This is a genomic window from Streptomyces sp. NPDC101776, from assembly GCF_044766845.1.
GTDB lineage: Bacteria > Actinomycetota > Actinomycetes > Streptomycetales > Streptomycetaceae > Streptomyces.
This window is the reverse complement of the sequence record NZ_JBIWMV010000005.1, coordinates 453,773-470,691: the sequence shown is the minus strand read 5'-3', so window position 1 is coordinate 470,691 and position 16,919 is coordinate 453,773. Positions and strand designations below refer to the sequence as shown.

Genomic DNA, 16,919 nt, shown 5'->3' with positions numbered 1-16,919 from the left:
GTGCTAATAGTTAACTATATAGATCGGGTGAGCGCGAGAGTTCGGCGCCAATCCGTCGAATTGGTTGACTGATTGCGCTGTTAGCTGGAAGATCTGGGCAGCTGAGCCGCGAGGAGGCGTCATGGCCGGGGACACGGACACCGGGGACAGGTACTTCGAGCCACAGGTGGAGACCATGGCCCGGGACCAGTTGCGGGCAGGGCAGGAAGAGCGGGTGGTGGAACTCGTCGAGTACGCCTACGCCAACTCCGCCTTCTACCGGCAGCTCTGGGACGAGCACGGGGTCCACCCGCGAGATGTCCGCTCCCTGGACGACTTCCGGGCGCGGATCCCGTTCATCACGAAGGACATGGTGCGCGCCCACCGGGCCGGCACCGGAGACCCCTTCGGCGGGCTGCTCTGCGTCCCGACCGAGGAGCTGACCTCCGTCTCCTCCAGCTCGGGCACCACGGGCGACCCGGAGTTCTTCGCCGAGATCTGGGAGGGCGCACCACCCCTGGTCACCGCACAGGTGCGGGACCTGTGGGAACTCGGCCTCAGGCCCGGAGACCGGGTGCTGAGCCCGCCCGGCACCTTCCGCAACCTGATGGACCCCGGCTACCAGGCGCTCGGTGCCGTGGTCATCGAGGTGGACACCTGGCTCGGCAGGATGGACGAGGTCGTCGAGGCCCTGCGCACCTACCGCCCGGCCTACCTCCAGATGATGTATCCGCAGATGGTCGAGCTGGAGCACCTGGCCGCCACGACCGACCTCAAGGAGGCCTTCTCCTCCCTCAAGGGAGCCTCCTGCGCCGGACAGCCCCTCAGCCGCAAGATGCGCGAGCGGATCCGCGAGGACTGGGGCATCGACGTCTACGAGTACACCAGCGCCGCCGACACCGGCACCGCCTGGGAGTGCCGCGAACACGACGGCTTCCACCTCTGGGAGGACACCGTCTTCGCGGAGTGCGTCGAGGTCGACGAGCACGGCTGGCGCGACGCGGCCGAGGGCGACCTCGGCGAACTCGTCGCCACCGACCTGGACAACCGCGCCGCGCCCCTGATCCGATACCGCAGCGAGGATCTCGTCCGGCTGTCCCGGGACCGCTGCGGCTGCGGGCGCACCCACGCCCGGATGTGGGTCGCCGGAAGGCGCGGCGACGAGACGCTGGTCCACGGCCGTTCCGTGGTCCTGCGCGACATCTGGCAGGCCGTCGAGGACCAGCCGGAGACCGTCGCGGGCGTCTTCCAGATCGTCCGCGACCGCCGCGAGGTCGACGAACTACGGCTGCGCGTCGGCTACGACCCCCGTCTCACCGACGACGTCGACGCCCTGGCCGGACGCCTGAGCGAGGCCGTGCGCGAACGGACCGGCGTCAAGCCGGTGCTCGACATGCGCACCGAGGAGGACCTGTTGAAGACCATGACCAGCGTCGCCAAGTTCCCCCGGGTGGTGAAGAGTTGATGGCCCGCGCCGACACCCTCGCCCGCGCCCGGACCCTGGACCGGCCCCCGCTCGCCTATCTTGTACGCTTCCCCACCCCCGACGGCAGCCGGGACATGGAACTGACCTGGGCGGAACTCGCCCGCGACACCGCCTGGGTCACCGCCCGGCTGCGGGACCACGGCCTCGCCGCCGGACAGCGGGCGCTGCTGACCACCTCCGGCTTCGAGGGCTTCTGGGGCCACGCCGTGATCGGCGCCCTGCGCGCGCTGAAGGTGCCGTACGGCATCGCCGAGGCGATGGGCTGGGACCACCGAAGGACCGCCGTCTTCCACCGCGAACTCGCCCCGCACGCGGTCATCGGCCTCTCGGCGGAGACTCTGGAAGGTCTGGCGGGTAGCGCCGACGTCGGGGAGATGTTCCGGACGACGCCCCTCGTGCTGGCCCGGCCCGCCGCGATACCGATGCTGCACGGGGTGGGCGTGTCCGCCGCCGTGATCACGGCCGTGGGACCGGCGCTCGCCCTGGAGTGTCCCGAGCGCGGTGGCGCGCATGTCAACGCCGCCGAATGGCGGGTCGGCGTGCGGGACGGACACCTGTTCGTGGCGGCGGGGGAGGAGCGCGTCTCACCGCTGCCGGAGACCCCGCTCGGCATCGCCGGACACGTGCTCACCGGCCGCTGCGCCTGCGGCAGCGAGGACCCACGGGTCCTGTTCGCCGAGGCCAACTATTCTTCGTCAGCAAGGAGTTGAGGATGTCCGAAGGAGTGGTCGACGGCCGGGTCGTGGTCGTCACCGGTGCCGGGAACGGCATCGGCCGGGCCCATGCCCTGGCGTTCGCCGCACACGGGGCGAAGGTCGTGGTCAACGACCTGGGCGGCGGGCGCGACGGAGGCGGCGCCTCGGCCGGGCCCGCGCAGAGCGTGGTCGACGAGATCGTCGCGGCCGGCGGCGAGGCGGTGGCCAACACGGACGACATCTCCGCCTGGGACGGCGCCGGCCGGCTCGTCCGGCAGGCCGTGGACACCTACGGCGGTCTGGACGTCCTGGTCAACAACGCCGGCATCCTGCGGGACCGGATGATCGTGTCGATGACCGAGCAGGACTGGGACAGCGTGATCGCCGTCCACCTCAAGGGCAGCTTCGCCACCCTGCACCACGCCGCCGCGTACTGGCGCGAACGCGCCAAGTCCGGTCACGACAACGACGCCCGGATCATCAACACGACCTCCCCGTCCGGCATCTTCGGCAACCCGGGCCAGTCGAACTACGGTTCCGCCAAGGCCGGCATCGCGAGTCTCACCGTCATCGCCGCCGCCGAACTCGCCCGCTACGGCGTGACGGTGAACGCCATCGCCCCCACCGCCCTCACCCGGCTCACCGTGGACATCGAGATGATGAAGCGGGCCGCCGAGGCCCAGGACCTCACCCCCGAAGCCATCTCACCGCTCGTGGTGTGGCTCGGCTCGGCCGCCTCGCGCGAGGTCACCGGCCGGGTCTTCGGCGTGGTCGGCAACCGCGTCACGGTCCTGGAGGGCTGGGCCAACGGACCCGGCGCGAGCGCTGAGTCGCGCTGGACACCCGAGGAACTGACCTCTGTCGTCCCGAACCTGGTGGCCAAGGCGGCTCCGAACGCCGACGCACTCGGCAACAGGAACGGAGCGTGAGGACATGACGACCACTCAAATACCGGTCACCGAAGGCCTGTTCACCTGGCCGCCCGACGAGAGCACGCCCCTGCGGCTCATCGGCTCCGAGTGCGCGGCCTGCGGCCTGGTGAGCTTCCCCGCCGCCCCGGACTGCGTGCGCTGCGCGAGCACGGACTCCAAGGAACGGCTGCTGGCGGAGCGCGGGACGCTCTGGACGTACACCACCCAGGACTTCCGCCCGCCCTCCCCGCCCTACGACGGCCCCGAGGCCTTCGAGCCGTACGCGATCGGCTATATCGAACTCCCCGGTGAGCTGCTGGTCGAGGCCCGTCTCACCGAACCCGACCCCGACAAGCTCAGGATCGGGCAGGACATGCGGCTGACGCTCGTGCCCTACACCGTCCAGGACGACGGCACCGAGGTCATGACGTTCGCGTTCGCCCCCGTCGAGGAGGAGACACCGTGACCGAGGCCGTCATCATCGGCGCGGGGCTCCACCCCTTCGGCCGGTTCCCCGGGAAGTCCGCACTGGACATGGGCGCGGACGCGGTACGGCTCGCGCTCGCCGACGCGGGCGTCAACTGGCCGCAGATCCAAGGTGGTTACATCGGCAGCTACGAGGTCGCCAACCCCGACGCGATCGTCGCCCGGCTCGGCCTGACCGGCGTACCCCTGCGCGGGGTCTTCAACGGATGCGCCACGGCCGGTACGGCGGTGGCGCTGGCGGCCCGCGCCATCGAGAGCGGCGAGCACGACCTGGCCGTCGCGATCGGCCTGGACAAGCATCCGCGCGGCGCGTTCGCCGCCGATCCGTCCGTGGCCGGCATCCCCTCCTGGTACGGACAGACCGGGCTCTTCCTCACCACCCACTTCTTCGGCATGAAGATCAACCGCTATATGCACGACCACGGCATCTCGCACGAGACCCTGGCGCGCGTGGCGGCCAAGAACTTCGGCAACGCGGCACGGAACGAGAAGGCCTGGCGCCGAACTCCCCTCTCCGTGGCGGAGATCCTCGCCTCGCCGGTCCTCAACTTCCCCCTCCGGCAGTTCATGTACTGCGGCCCGGACGAAGGTGCCGCGGCCCTCGTGCTGTGCCGGGCGGACCAGGCCCACAAGTACACCGGCAAGCCCGTACGGATCCGGTCCACCGCCCTGCGCAGCCGCCGGCTCGGCGCCTTCGAGGTGCAGAGCCCGTCCTTCCCGGTCGGGGAGAACGTGGCGAGCCCGACCGTGGACGCCTCGCGGGAGGCGTACGAACGCGCGGGCATCGGTCCCGAGGACGTCGACGTCGCCCAACTCCAGGACACCGACGCCGGATCCGAGATCATCCACATGGCCGAGAACGGCCTCTGCAAGGACGGCGAACAGGAACGCCTCATCGCCGAGGGCGCCACCGAGATCGGCGGCCGGCTCCCGGTCAACACCGACGGCGGACTGCTCGGCAACGGCGAACCGATCGGCGCGTCCGGACTGCGCCAGATCCACGAGATCGTCCACCAGCTCCGGGGCACGGCCGGCGACCGGCAGATCCCCGGCACACCCCGCGTCGGCTACACCCACCTGTACGGCGCGCCGGGCGTGTCGGCGGTGACGATCCTCTCGACCTGAGAGCACAGGGACATATCCATGGACCAGGACATGCAGGACTTCACCGCCGAGGCCCGCCGCTTCCTCGACGCCCACGCGACGAAGGCCCCCGGCCGCACCGCCCCCGTCTGGGGCGAGGGCGACGACTCGATGGCGTACTTCAGCAGCCTCCCGCCCGAGGCGGAACGCGAGCACGTGCAACGGGCGCGCGACTGGCAGCGCGTCCGCCACGAGAACGGCTTCGGCTGGATCACCGGCCCGGTCGAGTACGGCGGCCGGGGCCTGACCCCGGTCCACGACCTGCTCTACGACGCCGTCGAGTCCGAGTACGACGTCGCCGACACCGGAGTGCTCAGCGTGATCGGCCTCGGCATGATCGGACCGACGGTCCTCGCCCACGCCCAATCGGCCGTCAAGGAACGGTGGTTGCCCGCGATGTACCGCGGCGACGCCGTCGCCTGCCAGCTGTTCAGCGAACCCGGCGCCGGATCCGACCTCGCGAGCGTGGCCACCAAGGCGGTGCGCGAGGGCGACCAGTGGGTCCTCAACGGCCAGAAGGTGTGGACCTCGGTCGCCCAGCACAGCCAGATCGGCCTCGCCCTCACCCGCACGAACCCGGACGCGCCCAAGCACCGCGGGATCACGGCCTTCCTGGTCCCGATGGACGCCCCCGGCGTTGAGGTCCGGCCGCTGCGGCAGATGACCGGCGGCGCCGACTTCAACGAGGTCTTCCTCACCGACGTCCGCATCCCCGACGACCACCGGCTAGGGGAGGTCGACGCCGGCTGGAGCGTCGCGCTGACCACCCTGATGAACGAGCGCGCGACCGTCGGCAGCGAGGGCGCGGGACCGGTCGCCGCCGCGCTGTCCCCCGACCATCTCTCGGCCCTGATGCGCGCCACCTGGACCTGGGACGACCGCGCGCTGCGCGCCCGGCTCGCGGAACTCCTGGTGGACGTCCTGGCGACCGGGTATCTCAACTCCCGTGCCCTGCGCGGTCTGCGCGGCGGTGGCACACCGGGTCCCGAGAGGTCCGTCTCGAAGCTGATGTACGCCCAGAACCTCACCCGCGCCGCACACTTCGTCTCCGATGCGCTCGGACCCCGGATCATCGCCGACACCGGGCAGTGGGGAACGTACGCCTGGTCCGAACTCCTACTGGCCACCCCGGCGTTGCGCATCCTCGGCGGCACCGAGGAGATCATGAAGAACATCCTCGCGGAACGCGTGCTCGGACTGCCCAAGGAGGTGCGGTCATGACCGCCGACGACAGTGAACTCCGCGAACTGCGGTCATCCGTACGGGAGTTCCTCGACGCCAAGTCGCCCGAGGAGGCCGTGCGCAAGCTCATGGAGAGCGAGCCGCGCTTCGACCCGGCGGTGTGGGCCCAGGCCTCCGAACAACTGCGGCTGCCGGGCCTGGTGATTCCGGAGGAGTACGGCGGTGACGGCTTCGGCCTGGTCGAACTCGGCGTCGTACTGGAGGAGATGGGCCGGGTCCTGCTGTGCGCACCCTTCTTCGCGACGGTCGTCCTCGCGGCCCAGGCACTGCTCGCCTCCGGCGACAACGAGGCCTGCGCACATCACCTCCCCGGCATCGCGGCCGGCGCGACGACGGCCGCCCTCGCGGTGTCCGAGGACAGCGGATCCTGGGACCCCGCGCTCATCTCCACCCGCGCGGTGCCGGACGGGGAAGGCGGCTGGAGGCTCAGCGGCCGTAAGTCCTTCGTCATCGACGGCACCACCGCCGACCTGGTCTTGGTCGTCGCCCGTACCGTTGCCGGCCCCTCGCTCTTCGCCGTCGACCGGGAAGCCACGGGACTGGCGGCCGAACCGATGGAGACCCTCGACGCGACCCGGGCGATGGCCCGGGTGACGTTCGACTCGGTGCCCGCGACGCTCGTCGGCGTGGACGGCCGGGCCGGGCGCACCATGGCGATAGTCCTGGACATCGCGTCGGTCGCACTCGCCGCCGAGCAGTCGGGCGGGGCACGCCGGTGCCTGGAGGCGAGCGCCGAACACGCCCGTACGCGGCACCAGTTCGGCCGGCCGATCGGCTCCTTCCAGGCGGTCAAGCACAAGTGTGCGGACATGCTCGTCCAGGTGGAGCTGGCCGAGGCCGCGTCCCGTGAGGCGGCACGCCTGGCCGACGAGGGCTCCGCGGAGTTCTCCGTCGCCGCGGCCGTGGCGCACGCCTGCTGCTCACGGGCGTACATGTTCGCGGCCATGGAGAACATCCAGGTCCACGGCGGCATCGGCTTCACCTGGGAGCACCCGGCCCACCTCTACTTCCGACGGGCCAAGTCCTCGCAGTTGTTGTTCGGTGGGCCTGCGGTGTACCACGAGCGACTGCTGGACCGGCTCGGGATCTGAGCAGAGAAACGCACGACGACGAAGGCCCCGGGGCTGTCCCCGGGGCCTTCGTCGTCGGTGCCGGTCAGCCTCGGGCGGCCTCGCCCAGCAGCGCCTTGGCGATGATGACCTGCTGGATCTGGCTCGTGCCCTCGTAGATGCGGAAGAGCCGGGCGTCGCGGTAGAAGCGCTCGACGGCGACCCCGCGCATATAGCCCGCCCCGCCGTGGATCTGGACCGCGCGGTCCGCGACCCGCCACACCATCTCGCTGGCGAAGTACTTCGTGCAGGACGGGCCGATCTTCGTGTCCGTTCCCGCGTCGAACGCGCGGGCGGCCTCCAGGACCGTGGCGCGTCCGGCGTAGTAGTCGGTCATGGAGTCGGCGATCAGCCCCTGCACGAGCTGGAAGGAGCCGATGAGCTTCCCGGACTGGCGGCGGGTACGGGCGTACTCCACCGATTCGTCGACCAGTCGCTCGGCCATGCCCACGCACAGGGACGAGATGTGCACCCGTCCGTGCGCGATGCAGCCCATCGCCGTGCCGAAGCCCCGGTTCAGACCGGCCTCGCCGCCGACGAGGGCGGACGCCGGCACGCGTACGTCGTCGAAGTACACGTCCGCCGTCCAGGCGCCGAACTGGCCCATCTTGTGGTCCTTGGGGGCCACGGTGAGGCCCGGGGTGCCGGCCGGGACCAGGAACGTCGAGATGCCGCGGGTGCGCGGGGCGTCGGGGTCGGTGCGGGCGAAGACCATGAAGACGTCGGCGAGTGGGGCGTTGGTGATGTACCGCTTGGCCCCGTTGATCACCCAGTCTCCCCCACTCTCGGCTGCGCTCGAGCGGGAGGTGCCCCCACCGTCCAGGTGTGCCCGCGTGGTCAGGGTCGAGGGATCGGAACCCGCCTCCGCCTCGGTGAGCGCGAACGACGCCAGGACGTCGCCCGAGGCGATCCTCGGCAGCCACTGCGCCTTCTGCTCCTCCGTGCCTCCGACCATCAGGACGTGCCCGGCGATGCCGTTGTTGGTCCCGAACATCGAGCGCAGGGACGGGGTGGTGTACCCCAGCTCGAACATCAACTGGGCCTCCTCGTACATCGACAGCCCCAGTCCGCCGTACTCCTCGGGCAGCGCGAAGCCGAACAGGCCCATCTTCTTGGCCGCCTCGCGGATGTCCGCGGGCATCTCGTCCTTCTCGTCGATCTCCGCCTCGACCGGCACGACCCGCTCGCGCACGAAGCGCCGGACCTCGGACAGCACCGCGCTGAAGTCAGCCGCGTCCATGTCGACTCCCTTATTGCCCTCAGTGGTCTTGGTTGTCTGTTTCTGCTTCGTCCGGCTTCGGCTCCGGCTCCGGCCGATAGCACGCGGCCAGCAGCGCCGCGGCGCTCGCCGTACCGATACCCACGGCCAGCAACGCGGGCCCCGCGCCCGCCCGTTGGCGTCGCAGCACTCCGTCCAGCGAGTACCTGCCGTGGCCCAGCGCGGCCAGTGCGACGGCCGCGCCGCCCACGACACCGACGTACTCCCAGCCGCCCTTGAAGACGAAGAAGCCCTTGCCGCGATGGTCGGTGCGGGCCGCCACGGTCATCAGTCCGACGGCCGCCGCCGCCGGGAGGGGGCCGGCCGCGCCGAGCGCGATTCCCACGCCGGCGGCCATCTCGGTCCCGGCCGCCATGCGCGCGTGCACCTCGGCGGGCCGCAGACCGAGCGCCTCGAACCAGCCCGTCGTGCCCTTGAGCCCGCCCGGCCCGGCGACCTTGTTCCAGCCGTGCGCGAAGAGCATCGGGCCGAGCGTCGCGCGCAGGACGAGCGCGGCGACGTCGTGGCCCCGGTCCTTCACTGGCCGACCCCTGTGGCCCGTCCGGCGGGGACGGCGCCGTACAACTGCGGTACGGCGTCCACGAGTTCGTCGTAGGTGAGGGCTCCTCCCGACCGGCTGGGGTGGACCGCGGCGACGGTCCAGCCCGCCAGCCGGTTCAGCCGGTCGCCCTCGATGCGCAGGACCTGGCCGGTGAGCCAGGCCGCGCTGTCGGAGGCCAGGTAGACGACGACACCGGAGGCGTTGGCGGGATCGCGCGGGTCGAAACCGTCCACGGCCTGGAGCGATGCGCCGACGTCCAGTCCGTCCGTCATGCGGGTGGCCGCGATCGGCGAGATGGCGTTCGCCGTGACGCCGTACTTGCGCATCTCCAGAGCGGTGAGGACCGTGAGACCGGCTATTCCGGCCTTCGCGGCACCGTAGTTGGACTGCCCCTGATTGCCGAACAGGCCTGTTCCCGACGTCGTGTTGATCACCCGGCCGGTGACGCGCTCACCGCGCTTCGACGCCTCGCGCCAGTACGCGCACGCGTGCCGGGTGAGCGCGAACGTGCCCTTGAGATGCACCGCGATCACCGTGTCGAACTCGGCCTCGGTCATCGAGAACAGCATGCGGTCGCGGACGATCCCCGCGTTGTTCACGACGATGTCGAGGCGCCCGAACTCCGCGACGGTGTCCGCGACCATGGTCTCGGTCGCCGACCAGTCCGTCACCGAGGAGTGGTTGGCGACCGCCTGTCCGCCGAGCTTGGTGATCTCGGCTACGACCTCGTCGGCGGGGGAGTCGCCGGTCTGTTCCCCGTGCACGCCGGCGCCGAGGTCGTTCACCACCACGGTCGCGCCGGCCTCGGCGAGCGCCAGACAGTGCGCCCGGCCAAGACCCCTGCCACCGCCCGTCACGATGGCGACCTTGTCGTCGAGGATGCCCACCTGCTACCTCCCGGTTGTGTCGAGTTCGCGGAGTACGTCGTCGGTGTGCTCGCCGAGCGTCGGCGCGCCGCCGCGCGGCTTGTCGTCAACACCCCAGAAACTGACGGGTGTTGCCACCGTCCGCAGCGGTGGCGCGTCCCCCATGCCGGGCTGCTCGACGAACGCCCCCACGGCTTCGGCCTGCGGATCGGCCGCGACCTCGGCGAGCGTCTGCACCGGCGCCCACCACACGCCCTCGGCGTCGAACCGCTCCGCCCACTCGTCGAGTGGCCGAGTCGCGAACTCCGCGTCGAACTCGGCGATCAGTTCGCGTACATGGCCGCGTCGCGCCTTGCCGGTGGCGAACCGTTCGTCGCTCTCCAGGTCCGCGCGGCCGAGCGCTTTGATCACGCCGGGCCAGTGCCGGTTGCCCTCCAGACCGACCAGCCAGAACCAGCGGTCGTCGGCGGCCCGGTAGGAGTTGTAGAGCGGGGACTCGTGTTCGGTGCGGTGCCGGGTACGGCCGCGCCTGCCGAAGAAGTTCTGGAGGGCCAGGTCGTTGCCGTTGGCATAGGTGCCGGACCGCAGCAGCGACACGTCCACCACGCCGCCCTCGCCGGTGCGTTCGCGGCGCAGCAGCGCGGCGAGCACGCCCGCCACCAGGTTCGCCGCGGCCGTACGGTCACCAAGTCCCGGACGGATTCCGGGCGGTGGCTCGCCGGCCGGGTTCAGCATGGCGGCGATGCCCGGCCGGGCCCAGAAGGCGGAGACGTCGTACCCGGCACGATCGCGCTCCGCGCCCGTCCAGCCGTAACCGGTCAACGTGCCGACCACCAGGCGGGGATGGCGGACGCGCAGCTCGTCCGGGGCCAGACCCAGCCGTTCCAGCGCGCCGGGCCGGAGGTTGGTGACGAAGACGTCGGCACGCTCCAACAGCCGTTCCAGGACAGCCTTTCCGTCCGCGGAACGCAGGTCGAGGACGATCCCGCGCTTGCCGCGGTTGTCGGTCTCGAACGGGGGCGCGCTGTCGATGTCCTGCCCGACGTGCCGGAGCGTGTAGCGGTTCGGATCGCCGGTCGGCGCCTCCACCTTCACCACGTCCGCGCCCCAGTCCGCGAGCATCGTGGCAGCGGCCGGCGCCGCCACCCACATGCCCAGCTCGACGACCGAAATGCCTTCCAGTGGCCGCACAACCCACCTCCCTGTCTGTCGGTCAGCCTGCTATTTGCCCTGGAAGTCGCCGGGTCGGCGCTCCCGGAAAGCCTTCAGTCCCTCGACCCGGTCCTCGGTGGAGAAGAGCACCGAGACGGTCTCGCGCTCGTACGAGATCGCCGCCTCCAGGTCCATCCCGAGGCCGTAGTCGATCAGCCGCTTGCCCGCCGCGAGTGCCAGCGGGGCGCCGGCCGCGAGGGTGGCGGCGAGCGTCTCGGCGACGCCCAACGCCCCACCGGGCTCGGCGAGTTCGTTGACCAGCCCGAGCGCGTGCGCCCGCTCCGCGTCGATCGGTTCGCCGGTGAGGATCATCTGCTTGGCGATCGCGGGCGGGATCAGCCGCGGCAGCCGCTGGGTGCCGCCCGCGCCCGGCAGCACGCCGAGCTTCATCTCGGGCAGGCCCAGCCGGGCGCCCCGCTCCGCCACCCGCAGGTCACAGGCGAGGGCCAGTTCGAGCCCGCCGCCGAAGGCGAACCCGTGGACGGCCGCGACCGAGGGCTTGGGGAAGTCCTCCAACAGCGCGTAGGCGTCGGTCAGTCGCTGGACGAAGGAATGGAACTGCCGTGGCGCCGTGAACGACTCGATCTCACCGATGTCGGCCCCCGCCGAGAACGCCCGGCCCGTCCCGGCCACGACCAGGGCGCGTACGTCGTCGTTGTCGCGCAGTTCGTTCAGCGCGCGGGTGAGCCGGTCCACGGTCTCGGACCCGATCGCGTTGAGCTGCCCGGGCCGGTCGAGGGTCAACACGGCGATGTGGTCCCGCAGTTCGACACGCAGCACGGTGCCCACCTCAGACCATCGTGAGGCCGCCGCTGACCGAGAGCGTCTGCCCGGTCAGGTAGGCGGCGTCGTCGGAGGCGAGGAAGGCCACCGTGCCGGCGATGTCGGCGGGCTGGGCGACGCGGCGCAGCGGGATCGCCCGCACGGTCGCGTCGTACATCTTCTGGCTGTACTCGGCGACCTGCCCGAGCAGCGCGGTGTCGGTCGGCCCCGGGCAGACGCTGTTGACGGTGATGCCGTGCCGGGCGACCTCACGGGCGAGGGCCTTGCCAAAGGCGATGACACCGCCCTTCGTCGCGGAGTACACGACCTCACCGGAGGAGCCGACCCGGCCGGCGTCCGAGGCGATATGGACGATCCGGCCGCCGCCGCGCTCGATCATCGGGTCGAGGACGGCTCGGGTCACGGTGATCGTGCCGCGCAGATTGACGGCGATGATCCGGTCCCAGGTCTCCTCGGCACTGTCGACGAACCGGCCGATGACATCGACGGCCGCGTTGTTCACCAGGACGTCCACCGGGCCGAGTGCGGAGGCCACGCGTTCCACGGCCGTGCGGACAGCCGCACTGTCGGAGATGTCCGCGCCGACTCCGACCGTGCGCACGCCGTACCGCTCCGTGAGGAGGCCCGCGACCTTGCCCGCCGCCTCCGCGTCGAGGTCGCAGACGGCGACCGCGGCTCCCTGGGCGGCGAGCCGGTCGGCGATCGCCTCGCCGATGCCACGGCCCGCTCCGGTGACGAGTGCCACCTTGTCCCGTACGCTCACGCGGCCTCCCTCGCCCGGCTGTCGATACCGCGCTATTGTATAACTACTTCAGCTGAATAAGCGAGATGCCTGAGCGGAGTCGAGCATGCGCCGTACGATCTTCACCGAGGAGCACGAGCTGTTCCGGGACACCGCCCGCTCCTACTACCTGCGGGAATGCGCCCCGTACGGCGAGCAGTGGGAGCGGGACGGGCAGGTGAGCCGCGCCGCGTGGGCGGCGGCGGGCAAGGCCGGGCTCATCGGCTGGCAGTTCCCCGAGGAGTACGGCGGCCAGGGGATCTGGGACTTCCGCTACAACGCCATCATGGCGGAGGAGATGGCGGCCACCAGTTCCGTCGGCATCGGACTCGGGCTCCAGAACGATGTGATCCCGCCCTATCTGACACACCTCACCACCCCTGAGCAGAAGGCCCGTTGGCTGCCCGGAGTGACCAGCGGCGAGACGATCTGCGCGCTCGCCCTGTCCGAGCCGGCCGCCGGATCCGACCTCAAGGCCATCCGCACCACCGCCCGCCGGGACGGCGACGAGTGGGTGATCGACGGGTCCAAGACCTTCATCACCAACGGCATCCTGGCCGACCTCGTCATCGTCGCCTGCAAGACTGACCCCGACGCCGGGCACAAGGGCATCAGTCTGATCGTCGTCGAACGCGGCGCCGAAGGCTTCGAGCGCGGGCGCAAGCTCGACAAGGTCGGCATGAAGGCGCAGGACACCGCCGAGCTCTTCTTCCACGACGTCAGGGTCCCCGCCGAGAACCTCATCGGGCAGGAGGGGCGCGGTTTCTACCACATGATGGGCAACCTCCCCACCGAGCGCCTCGCCATCGCCGTCTCCTCGCTGGCGGCGGCCGAGCGCGCCTTCGAGCTGGCGCTGGACTACGCGAAGACCCGCACGGCGTTCGGGCAGCCGATCGGCGAGTTCCAGGCGAACCGGTTCGCCCTCGCCGACATCAAGGCGAGGCTGGGCGCCGCCCGCGTCTATCTCGACGGCTGCATCCTGGCCCTGTTCCAGGGCGAGTTGACGGCCGAGGAGGCCGCCGCGGCCAAGTACTGGACCTCGGAGACCGGCTGGCAGGTCATCGACCGCTGTATGCAGCTCTTCGGCGGCTACGGCTACGTCAACGAGTACGAGATCGCCCGGATCTGGCGCGACAGCCGGGTGCAGCGGGTCTTCGGCGGGACCTCGGAGATCATGCAGGAGATCATCGGGCGGTCTCTGGGGCTCTGACTGCTGATACATGCATTGACTACCTTGGGTAAATAGGTTAGCTATTTAACCTGATGGGTGCACGGTAACGGACGGGCTGAAGGAGGCATCCGTGGTCGACGTCGATGTGAAGTTGCACCAGGACAGGGCGGAGAACGACCTGCCGCAACCCAGGCTGATCATCGGCGGCAGGCACATCGCCGACGCGAGCGGTGGTCTCTACGAGCACCGCAACCCGGCGACCGGACTGGTGCAGGCGCGCATCCCCCTCGCGGGCCCCTCCGAGGTGGACCGGGCCGTGGCCGCCGCCCGTCAGGCCTTCGAGGTGTGGGGAGCCATGCGCCCCGCCGAGCGCCGCCGACTGCTCACCCGTTTCGCCGGGCTGCTGCGCGACCACATCCCCGACTTCGCGGCGATCTGCCCGCTGGAGAACGGCGTCTGCATAGGCGGCTGGGCGGACAACGTCGGTCCACACGTCGCCGAGTGGACCGAGTACTACGCCGGCTGGGCCGACAAGATCGAGGGCATGGTCGGCGCGGCCTACAGCCCGCACGAGAACGTCGAATACACCATCGCCGAGCCCTACGGCGTCATCGGCCACATCATCACCTGGAACTCGCCCGCGCTGTCCCTGGCGATGAAGGTCCCGCCCGCGCTCGCCGCCGGCAACACCGTGGTCATCAAACCGGCCGAGTCCACGCCGTTCTCCGCGCTGCTCTTCGCCGACCTGGCCCGTGAGGCGGGTATCCCCGACGGGGTCATCAACGTCGTCACCGGACTCGGGGACGCCGGATCGGCCCTGGTCACACACCCCGGCGTGGACAAGATCTCCTTCACCGGCGGCCCCGCCACCGCGCGCCGCATCATGGCCGACGCCGCGCTGAGCCTCAAACCCGTCCTCTTCGAACTCGGCGGCAAGTCGGCCAACCTGCTCTTCGCCGACACCGACCTGGACACCGTCGTGCCCTATTGCGCGGCCTTCGCCATGAGCAACACCGGCCAGGGCTGCGCACTGCCCACCCGACTGCTCGTCGAACGGCCGGTCTACGACGAGGTCGTCGCGCGCGTCGCCGGTGTCGTGGCCCACCTGCCCGTCGGCGATCCTCTCGACCCCACGACGTACATCGGGCCGCTCATCACCGAAGCCGCCCGCAACCGCGTCCAGAGCATGATCGACAAGGCGGTCGAGGCCGGCGCCGGGCGGCTCGTGCTCGGTGGTGAACGCGTCGACACCGAGGGCTACTTCGTCTCCCCGACGGTGTTCGCCGACGTGGACAACCGGAGCGACCTCGCCCAGCAGGAGATCTTCGGGCCCGTCCTGGCCATCACCCCCTTCGACACGGAGGACGAGGCCGTCGCCCTCGCCAACGACACCCAGTACGGCCTGTCCGCCTACATCCAGTCCCGTGACATCGCACGCGTCAACCGCCTGGTGCCACGTCTGAAAGCCGGGACGGTCTACGTCAACCCGGGCCCGAATCCCATCACTTCACCCACCACGCCGTTCGGCGGCGTCGGGATGAGCGGGTTCGGCCGGGAGGGCGGCAAGGCCGGTCTGGACGAGTTCGTCAGCGTCAAGGGTGTCGGCGTCGGCCGCGTCTGACTCCCCATCTCCCGAAAGCCTTTGGAGCCAAGAGCATGCATTCCGCCCGCCGCCTGACGTTCGGCGACATCATCCGTGAGCACCGCAGGTCCTTCCCCACCGGCGTCGCCCTGGTCGACGGTGAAGTCCGGCTGACCTGGCCGCAGTTGGACGAGCGCACCAACCGCCTCGCCCAGGCCCTCACGGGCGCGGGGGTCGGCCCCGGCGACCGGATCCTGTGGCTGGGGCAGAACTCCTTCCGCATCTGGGAGCTGCTCGGCGCCGCCGCGAAGATCGGCGCCATGGTCTGTCCCGGCTACTGGCGTTGGGCCGCGCCCGAAATGGCGTTCGCCGTCGAGGACTTCGACCCCAAGGTCGTCCTCTGGCAGGACGAGGAGATCGGCGACACGGTCGCCAAGGCACGCGCCGAACTGGGCAGCGACCACCAGGCGTTGTGGCTGCGCCACGACACCGAGGGCCCCGGCTCCTACGAGTCCTTCCTGGCCTTGGGCACGGATGAGGACCCGGCGGTCGACGTCGACCCGGACTCCGCGCTTCTGGTCATCTACACGGCGGCGATCTCCGGACGCCAGTCCGGCTCGATGCTCTCGCACCGCAACCTTCTCGCCATGGGCGCGAGCGCCGCCTGGATGGGGGACATCGGCACCGAGACCGCCTTCCTGGGCGCCGGGCCCATGTTCCACATCGGCAACTACCAGTTCTGGGGCGTCCCGGCCTTCGTGCACGGCGGCAAGAACGTCGTCGTCCGCCGCGTCGTTGCCGAGGAACTGCTCCCGCTCCTGGCACGCGAGCAGTGCACGCACGCCTACCTGATGCCGCCGACGATCGCCCAACTCGTCGCCCTCAACCGGGAAGCGGGCCACGACCTCTCGCATCTGCGGGCCAGCGTCGCCGCCCCCCTCTGGCAGGGCACGGTCCCCACCGACACCAGCCGCTTCACCCGCAACGGCGGCGGCGAGGGCCGCGGCTACGGCCAGACCGAGGTGACCGGCTTCGCGGTGACCGGCGCCTACGGTGGCGCGGGCACGGGCAACGCGGGGCGGCCCGGCCCCTTCACCGCCGTACGCGTCCTCGACGGCGCCGGCCAGGAACGCGCGGTCGGCGAGGCGGGCGAGATCTGCGTCCGCGGCGACCTGGTGCACCTCGGCTACTGGAACCGGCCCGAGATCAACGAGGAGCGCTTCCGCTTCGGCTGGTGGCACACCACCGACCTCGGCCGGCGCGAGAGCGACGGCACGATCAGCTTCCTCGGCACCACGACCCGCATGCTCAAGTCGGCGGCGGAGAACATCTTCCCGGCCGAGGTGGAGAACTGCATCGAGTCGCACCCGGCCGTCAAAGAGGCCGCCGTGATCGGTGTGCCCAACGAACGCTGGGCCCAGGACGTCAAGGCGATCGTCGTCCTCCACCCCGACGCCGGACCGGTCACGGCCGCGGACGTCATCGAGCACTGCCGGGCGCGGATCGCCTCGTACAAGAAGCCCAAGACGATCGAGTTCGTCGAGGCGCTGCCGCGCACCAAGGACTTCGCCAAGGACTACGAGGTGCTCGACGAGCGCTTCGGCGGGGGCGGCTATCCCGGCGGCGACACACTCGGCGCGGGGCGGTGACCCG

Annotated in this window: 16 protein-coding genes; 10 read left to right on the top strand and 6 right to left on the bottom strand. The window is 70.7% G+C overall.

All coding sequences use genetic code 11. From position 1 onward, the window contains the following. Positions 1 to 121: 121 nt before the first annotated feature. From ACIRRY_RS20500 to ACIRRY_RS20470, 7 genes are read left to right on the top strand one after another with little or no spacing between them, the layout of a single operon-like run. Positions 122 to 1,444 (top strand): phenylacetate--CoA ligase family protein, encoded by a 1,323-nt coding sequence (locus tag ACIRRY_RS20500; RefSeq protein WP_403974529.1) that lies wholly within the window; start codon positions 122 to 124, stop codon positions 1,442 to 1,444. Next, the gene (locus tag ACIRRY_RS20495) at positions 1,444 to 2,175 is read left to right on the top strand and encodes a hypothetical protein (protein ID WP_403974527.1); all 732 of its coding nucleotides are present in this window, start codon (positions 1,444 to 1,446) and stop codon (positions 2,173 to 2,175) included. Before ACIRRY_RS20500 ends, ACIRRY_RS20495 begins: the two co-directional genes overlap by 1 nt. A 2-nt stretch (positions 2,176 to 2,177) precedes the next feature. Continuing rightward, the gene (locus ACIRRY_RS20490) at positions 2,178 to 3,089 is read left to right on the top strand and encodes an SDR family oxidoreductase (protein ID WP_403974525.1); all 912 of its coding nucleotides are present in this window, start codon (positions 2,178 to 2,180) and stop codon (positions 3,087 to 3,089) included. A 4-nt stretch (positions 3,090 to 3,093) separates the two neighbouring features. After that, positions 3,094 to 3,537 (top strand): Zn-ribbon domain-containing OB-fold protein, encoded by a 444-nt coding sequence (locus tag ACIRRY_RS20485; protein WP_403974523.1) that lies wholly within the window; start codon positions 3,094 to 3,096, stop codon positions 3,535 to 3,537. Beyond that, positions 3,534 to 4,682 carry a thiolase family protein gene (locus ACIRRY_RS20480; protein WP_403974520.1) on the top strand — a complete coding sequence of 383 codons (1,149 nt, stop codon included), beginning with the start codon at positions 3,534 to 3,536 and terminating at the stop codon, positions 4,680 to 4,682. The genes ACIRRY_RS20485 and ACIRRY_RS20480 overlap by 4 nt, the downstream gene beginning before the upstream one ends. 18 nt (positions 4,683 to 4,700) lie before the next feature. Continuing rightward, entirely contained in the window at positions 4,701 to 5,921 is a 1,221-nt protein-coding gene (locus ACIRRY_RS20475; protein WP_403974517.1) for an acyl-CoA dehydrogenase family protein, read from the top strand. Beyond that, positions 5,918 to 7,033 (top strand): acyl-CoA dehydrogenase family protein, encoded by a 1,116-nt coding sequence (locus ACIRRY_RS20470; protein ID WP_403974514.1) that lies wholly within the window; start codon positions 5,918 to 5,920, stop codon positions 7,031 to 7,033. The genes ACIRRY_RS20475 and ACIRRY_RS20470 overlap by 4 nt, the downstream gene beginning before the upstream one ends. 64 nt (positions 7,034 to 7,097) lie before the next feature. Here ACIRRY_RS20470 and ACIRRY_RS20465 read toward each other — a convergent pair whose 3' ends face one another. From ACIRRY_RS20465 to ACIRRY_RS20440, 6 genes are read right to left on the bottom strand one after another with little or no spacing between them, the layout of a single operon-like run. Next, complete coding sequence (locus ACIRRY_RS20465; protein ID WP_403974513.1) at positions 7,098 to 8,291, bottom strand: acyl-CoA dehydrogenase family protein; 1,194 nt, start codon at positions 8,289 to 8,291, stop codon at positions 7,098 to 7,100. A 19-nt stretch (positions 8,292 to 8,310) separates the two neighbouring features. Continuing rightward, a complete protein-coding gene (locus ACIRRY_RS20460) occupies positions 8,311 to 8,850 on the bottom strand; it encodes a DoxX family protein (RefSeq protein WP_403974511.1) in 540 nt (179 codons plus the stop codon). After that, positions 8,847 to 9,758, bottom strand: a complete 912-nt coding sequence (locus tag ACIRRY_RS20455) for an SDR family NAD(P)-dependent oxidoreductase (protein ID WP_403974509.1) — start codon at positions 9,756 to 9,758, stop codon at positions 8,847 to 8,849. The genes ACIRRY_RS20460 and ACIRRY_RS20455 overlap by 4 nt, the downstream gene beginning before the upstream one ends. 3 nt (positions 9,759 to 9,761) lie before the next feature. Further along, the gene (locus ACIRRY_RS20450; RefSeq protein ID WP_403974507.1) at positions 9,762 to 10,928 is read right to left on the bottom strand and encodes a CaiB/BaiF CoA transferase family protein; all 1,167 of its coding nucleotides are present in this window, start codon (positions 10,926 to 10,928) and stop codon (positions 9,762 to 9,764) included. A 30-nt stretch (positions 10,929 to 10,958) separates the two neighbouring features. Next, entirely contained in the window at positions 10,959 to 11,729 is a 771-nt protein-coding gene (locus ACIRRY_RS20445; RefSeq protein ID WP_403974505.1) for an enoyl-CoA hydratase/isomerase family protein, read from the bottom strand. A gap of 10 nt (positions 11,730 to 11,739) precedes the next feature. Continuing rightward, positions 11,740 to 12,495 (bottom strand): SDR family NAD(P)-dependent oxidoreductase, encoded by a 756-nt coding sequence (locus ACIRRY_RS20440; protein WP_403974503.1) that lies wholly within the window; start codon positions 12,493 to 12,495, stop codon positions 11,740 to 11,742. A gap of 85 nt (positions 12,496 to 12,580) precedes the next feature. Here ACIRRY_RS20440 and ACIRRY_RS20435 point away from each other — a divergent pair, with 85 nt between their 5' ends. From ACIRRY_RS20435 to ACIRRY_RS20425, 3 genes are all read left to right on the top strand, one after another. Continuing rightward, on the top strand, positions 12,581 to 13,723 hold the full coding sequence (locus tag ACIRRY_RS20435) for an acyl-CoA dehydrogenase family protein (protein ID WP_403974500.1): 1,143 nt from the start codon (positions 12,581 to 12,583) through the stop codon (positions 13,721 to 13,723). Between the two features lie 91 nt (positions 13,724 to 13,814). Continuing rightward, positions 13,815 to 15,305, top strand: coding sequence for an aldehyde dehydrogenase family protein (locus ACIRRY_RS20430; RefSeq protein ID WP_403974497.1), 1,491 nt, complete (start codon positions 13,815 to 13,817; stop codon positions 15,303 to 15,305). A 35-nt stretch (positions 15,306 to 15,340) separates the two neighbouring features. Further along, entirely contained in the window at positions 15,341 to 16,915 is a 1,575-nt protein-coding gene (locus tag ACIRRY_RS20425; RefSeq protein WP_403974494.1) for an AMP-binding protein, read from the top strand. The last annotated feature ends 4 nt before the right edge of the window (positions 16,916 to 16,919 follow it).

What these genes read in the sequence shown, in the direction of transcription:
- ACIRRY_RS20500 (WP_403974529.1), top strand. Translation starts at nt 122, where the DNA reads ATGGCCGGGGACACGGACACCGGGGACAGGTACTTCGAGCCACAGGTG.
- ACIRRY_RS20495 (WP_403974527.1), top strand. Translation starts at nt 1,444, where the DNA reads ATGGCCCGCGCCGACACCCTCGCCCGCGCCCGGACCCTGGACCGGCCC.
- ACIRRY_RS20490 (WP_403974525.1), top strand. Translation starts at nt 2,178, where the DNA reads ATGTCCGAAGGAGTGGTCGACGGCCGGGTCGTGGTCGTCACCGGTGCC.
- ACIRRY_RS20485 (WP_403974523.1), top strand. Translation starts at nt 3,094, where the DNA reads ATGACGACCACTCAAATACCGGTCACCGAAGGCCTGTTCACCTGGCCG.
- ACIRRY_RS20475 (WP_403974517.1), top strand. Translation starts at nt 4,701, where the DNA reads ATGGACCAGGACATGCAGGACTTCACCGCCGAGGCCCGCCGCTTCCTC.
- ACIRRY_RS20470 (WP_403974514.1), top strand. Translation starts at nt 5,918, where the DNA reads ATGACCGCCGACGACAGTGAACTCCGCGAACTGCGGTCATCCGTACGG.
- ACIRRY_RS20465 (WP_403974513.1), bottom strand. Translation starts at nt 8,291, where the DNA reads ATGGACGCGGCTGACTTCAGCGCGGTGCTGTCCGAGGTCCGGCGCTTC.
- ACIRRY_RS20435 (WP_403974500.1), top strand. Translation starts at nt 12,581, where the DNA reads ATGCGCCGTACGATCTTCACCGAGGAGCACGAGCTGTTCCGGGACACC.
- ACIRRY_RS20425 (WP_403974494.1), top strand. Translation starts at nt 15,341, where the DNA reads ATGCATTCCGCCCGCCGCCTGACGTTCGGCGACATCATCCGTGAGCAC.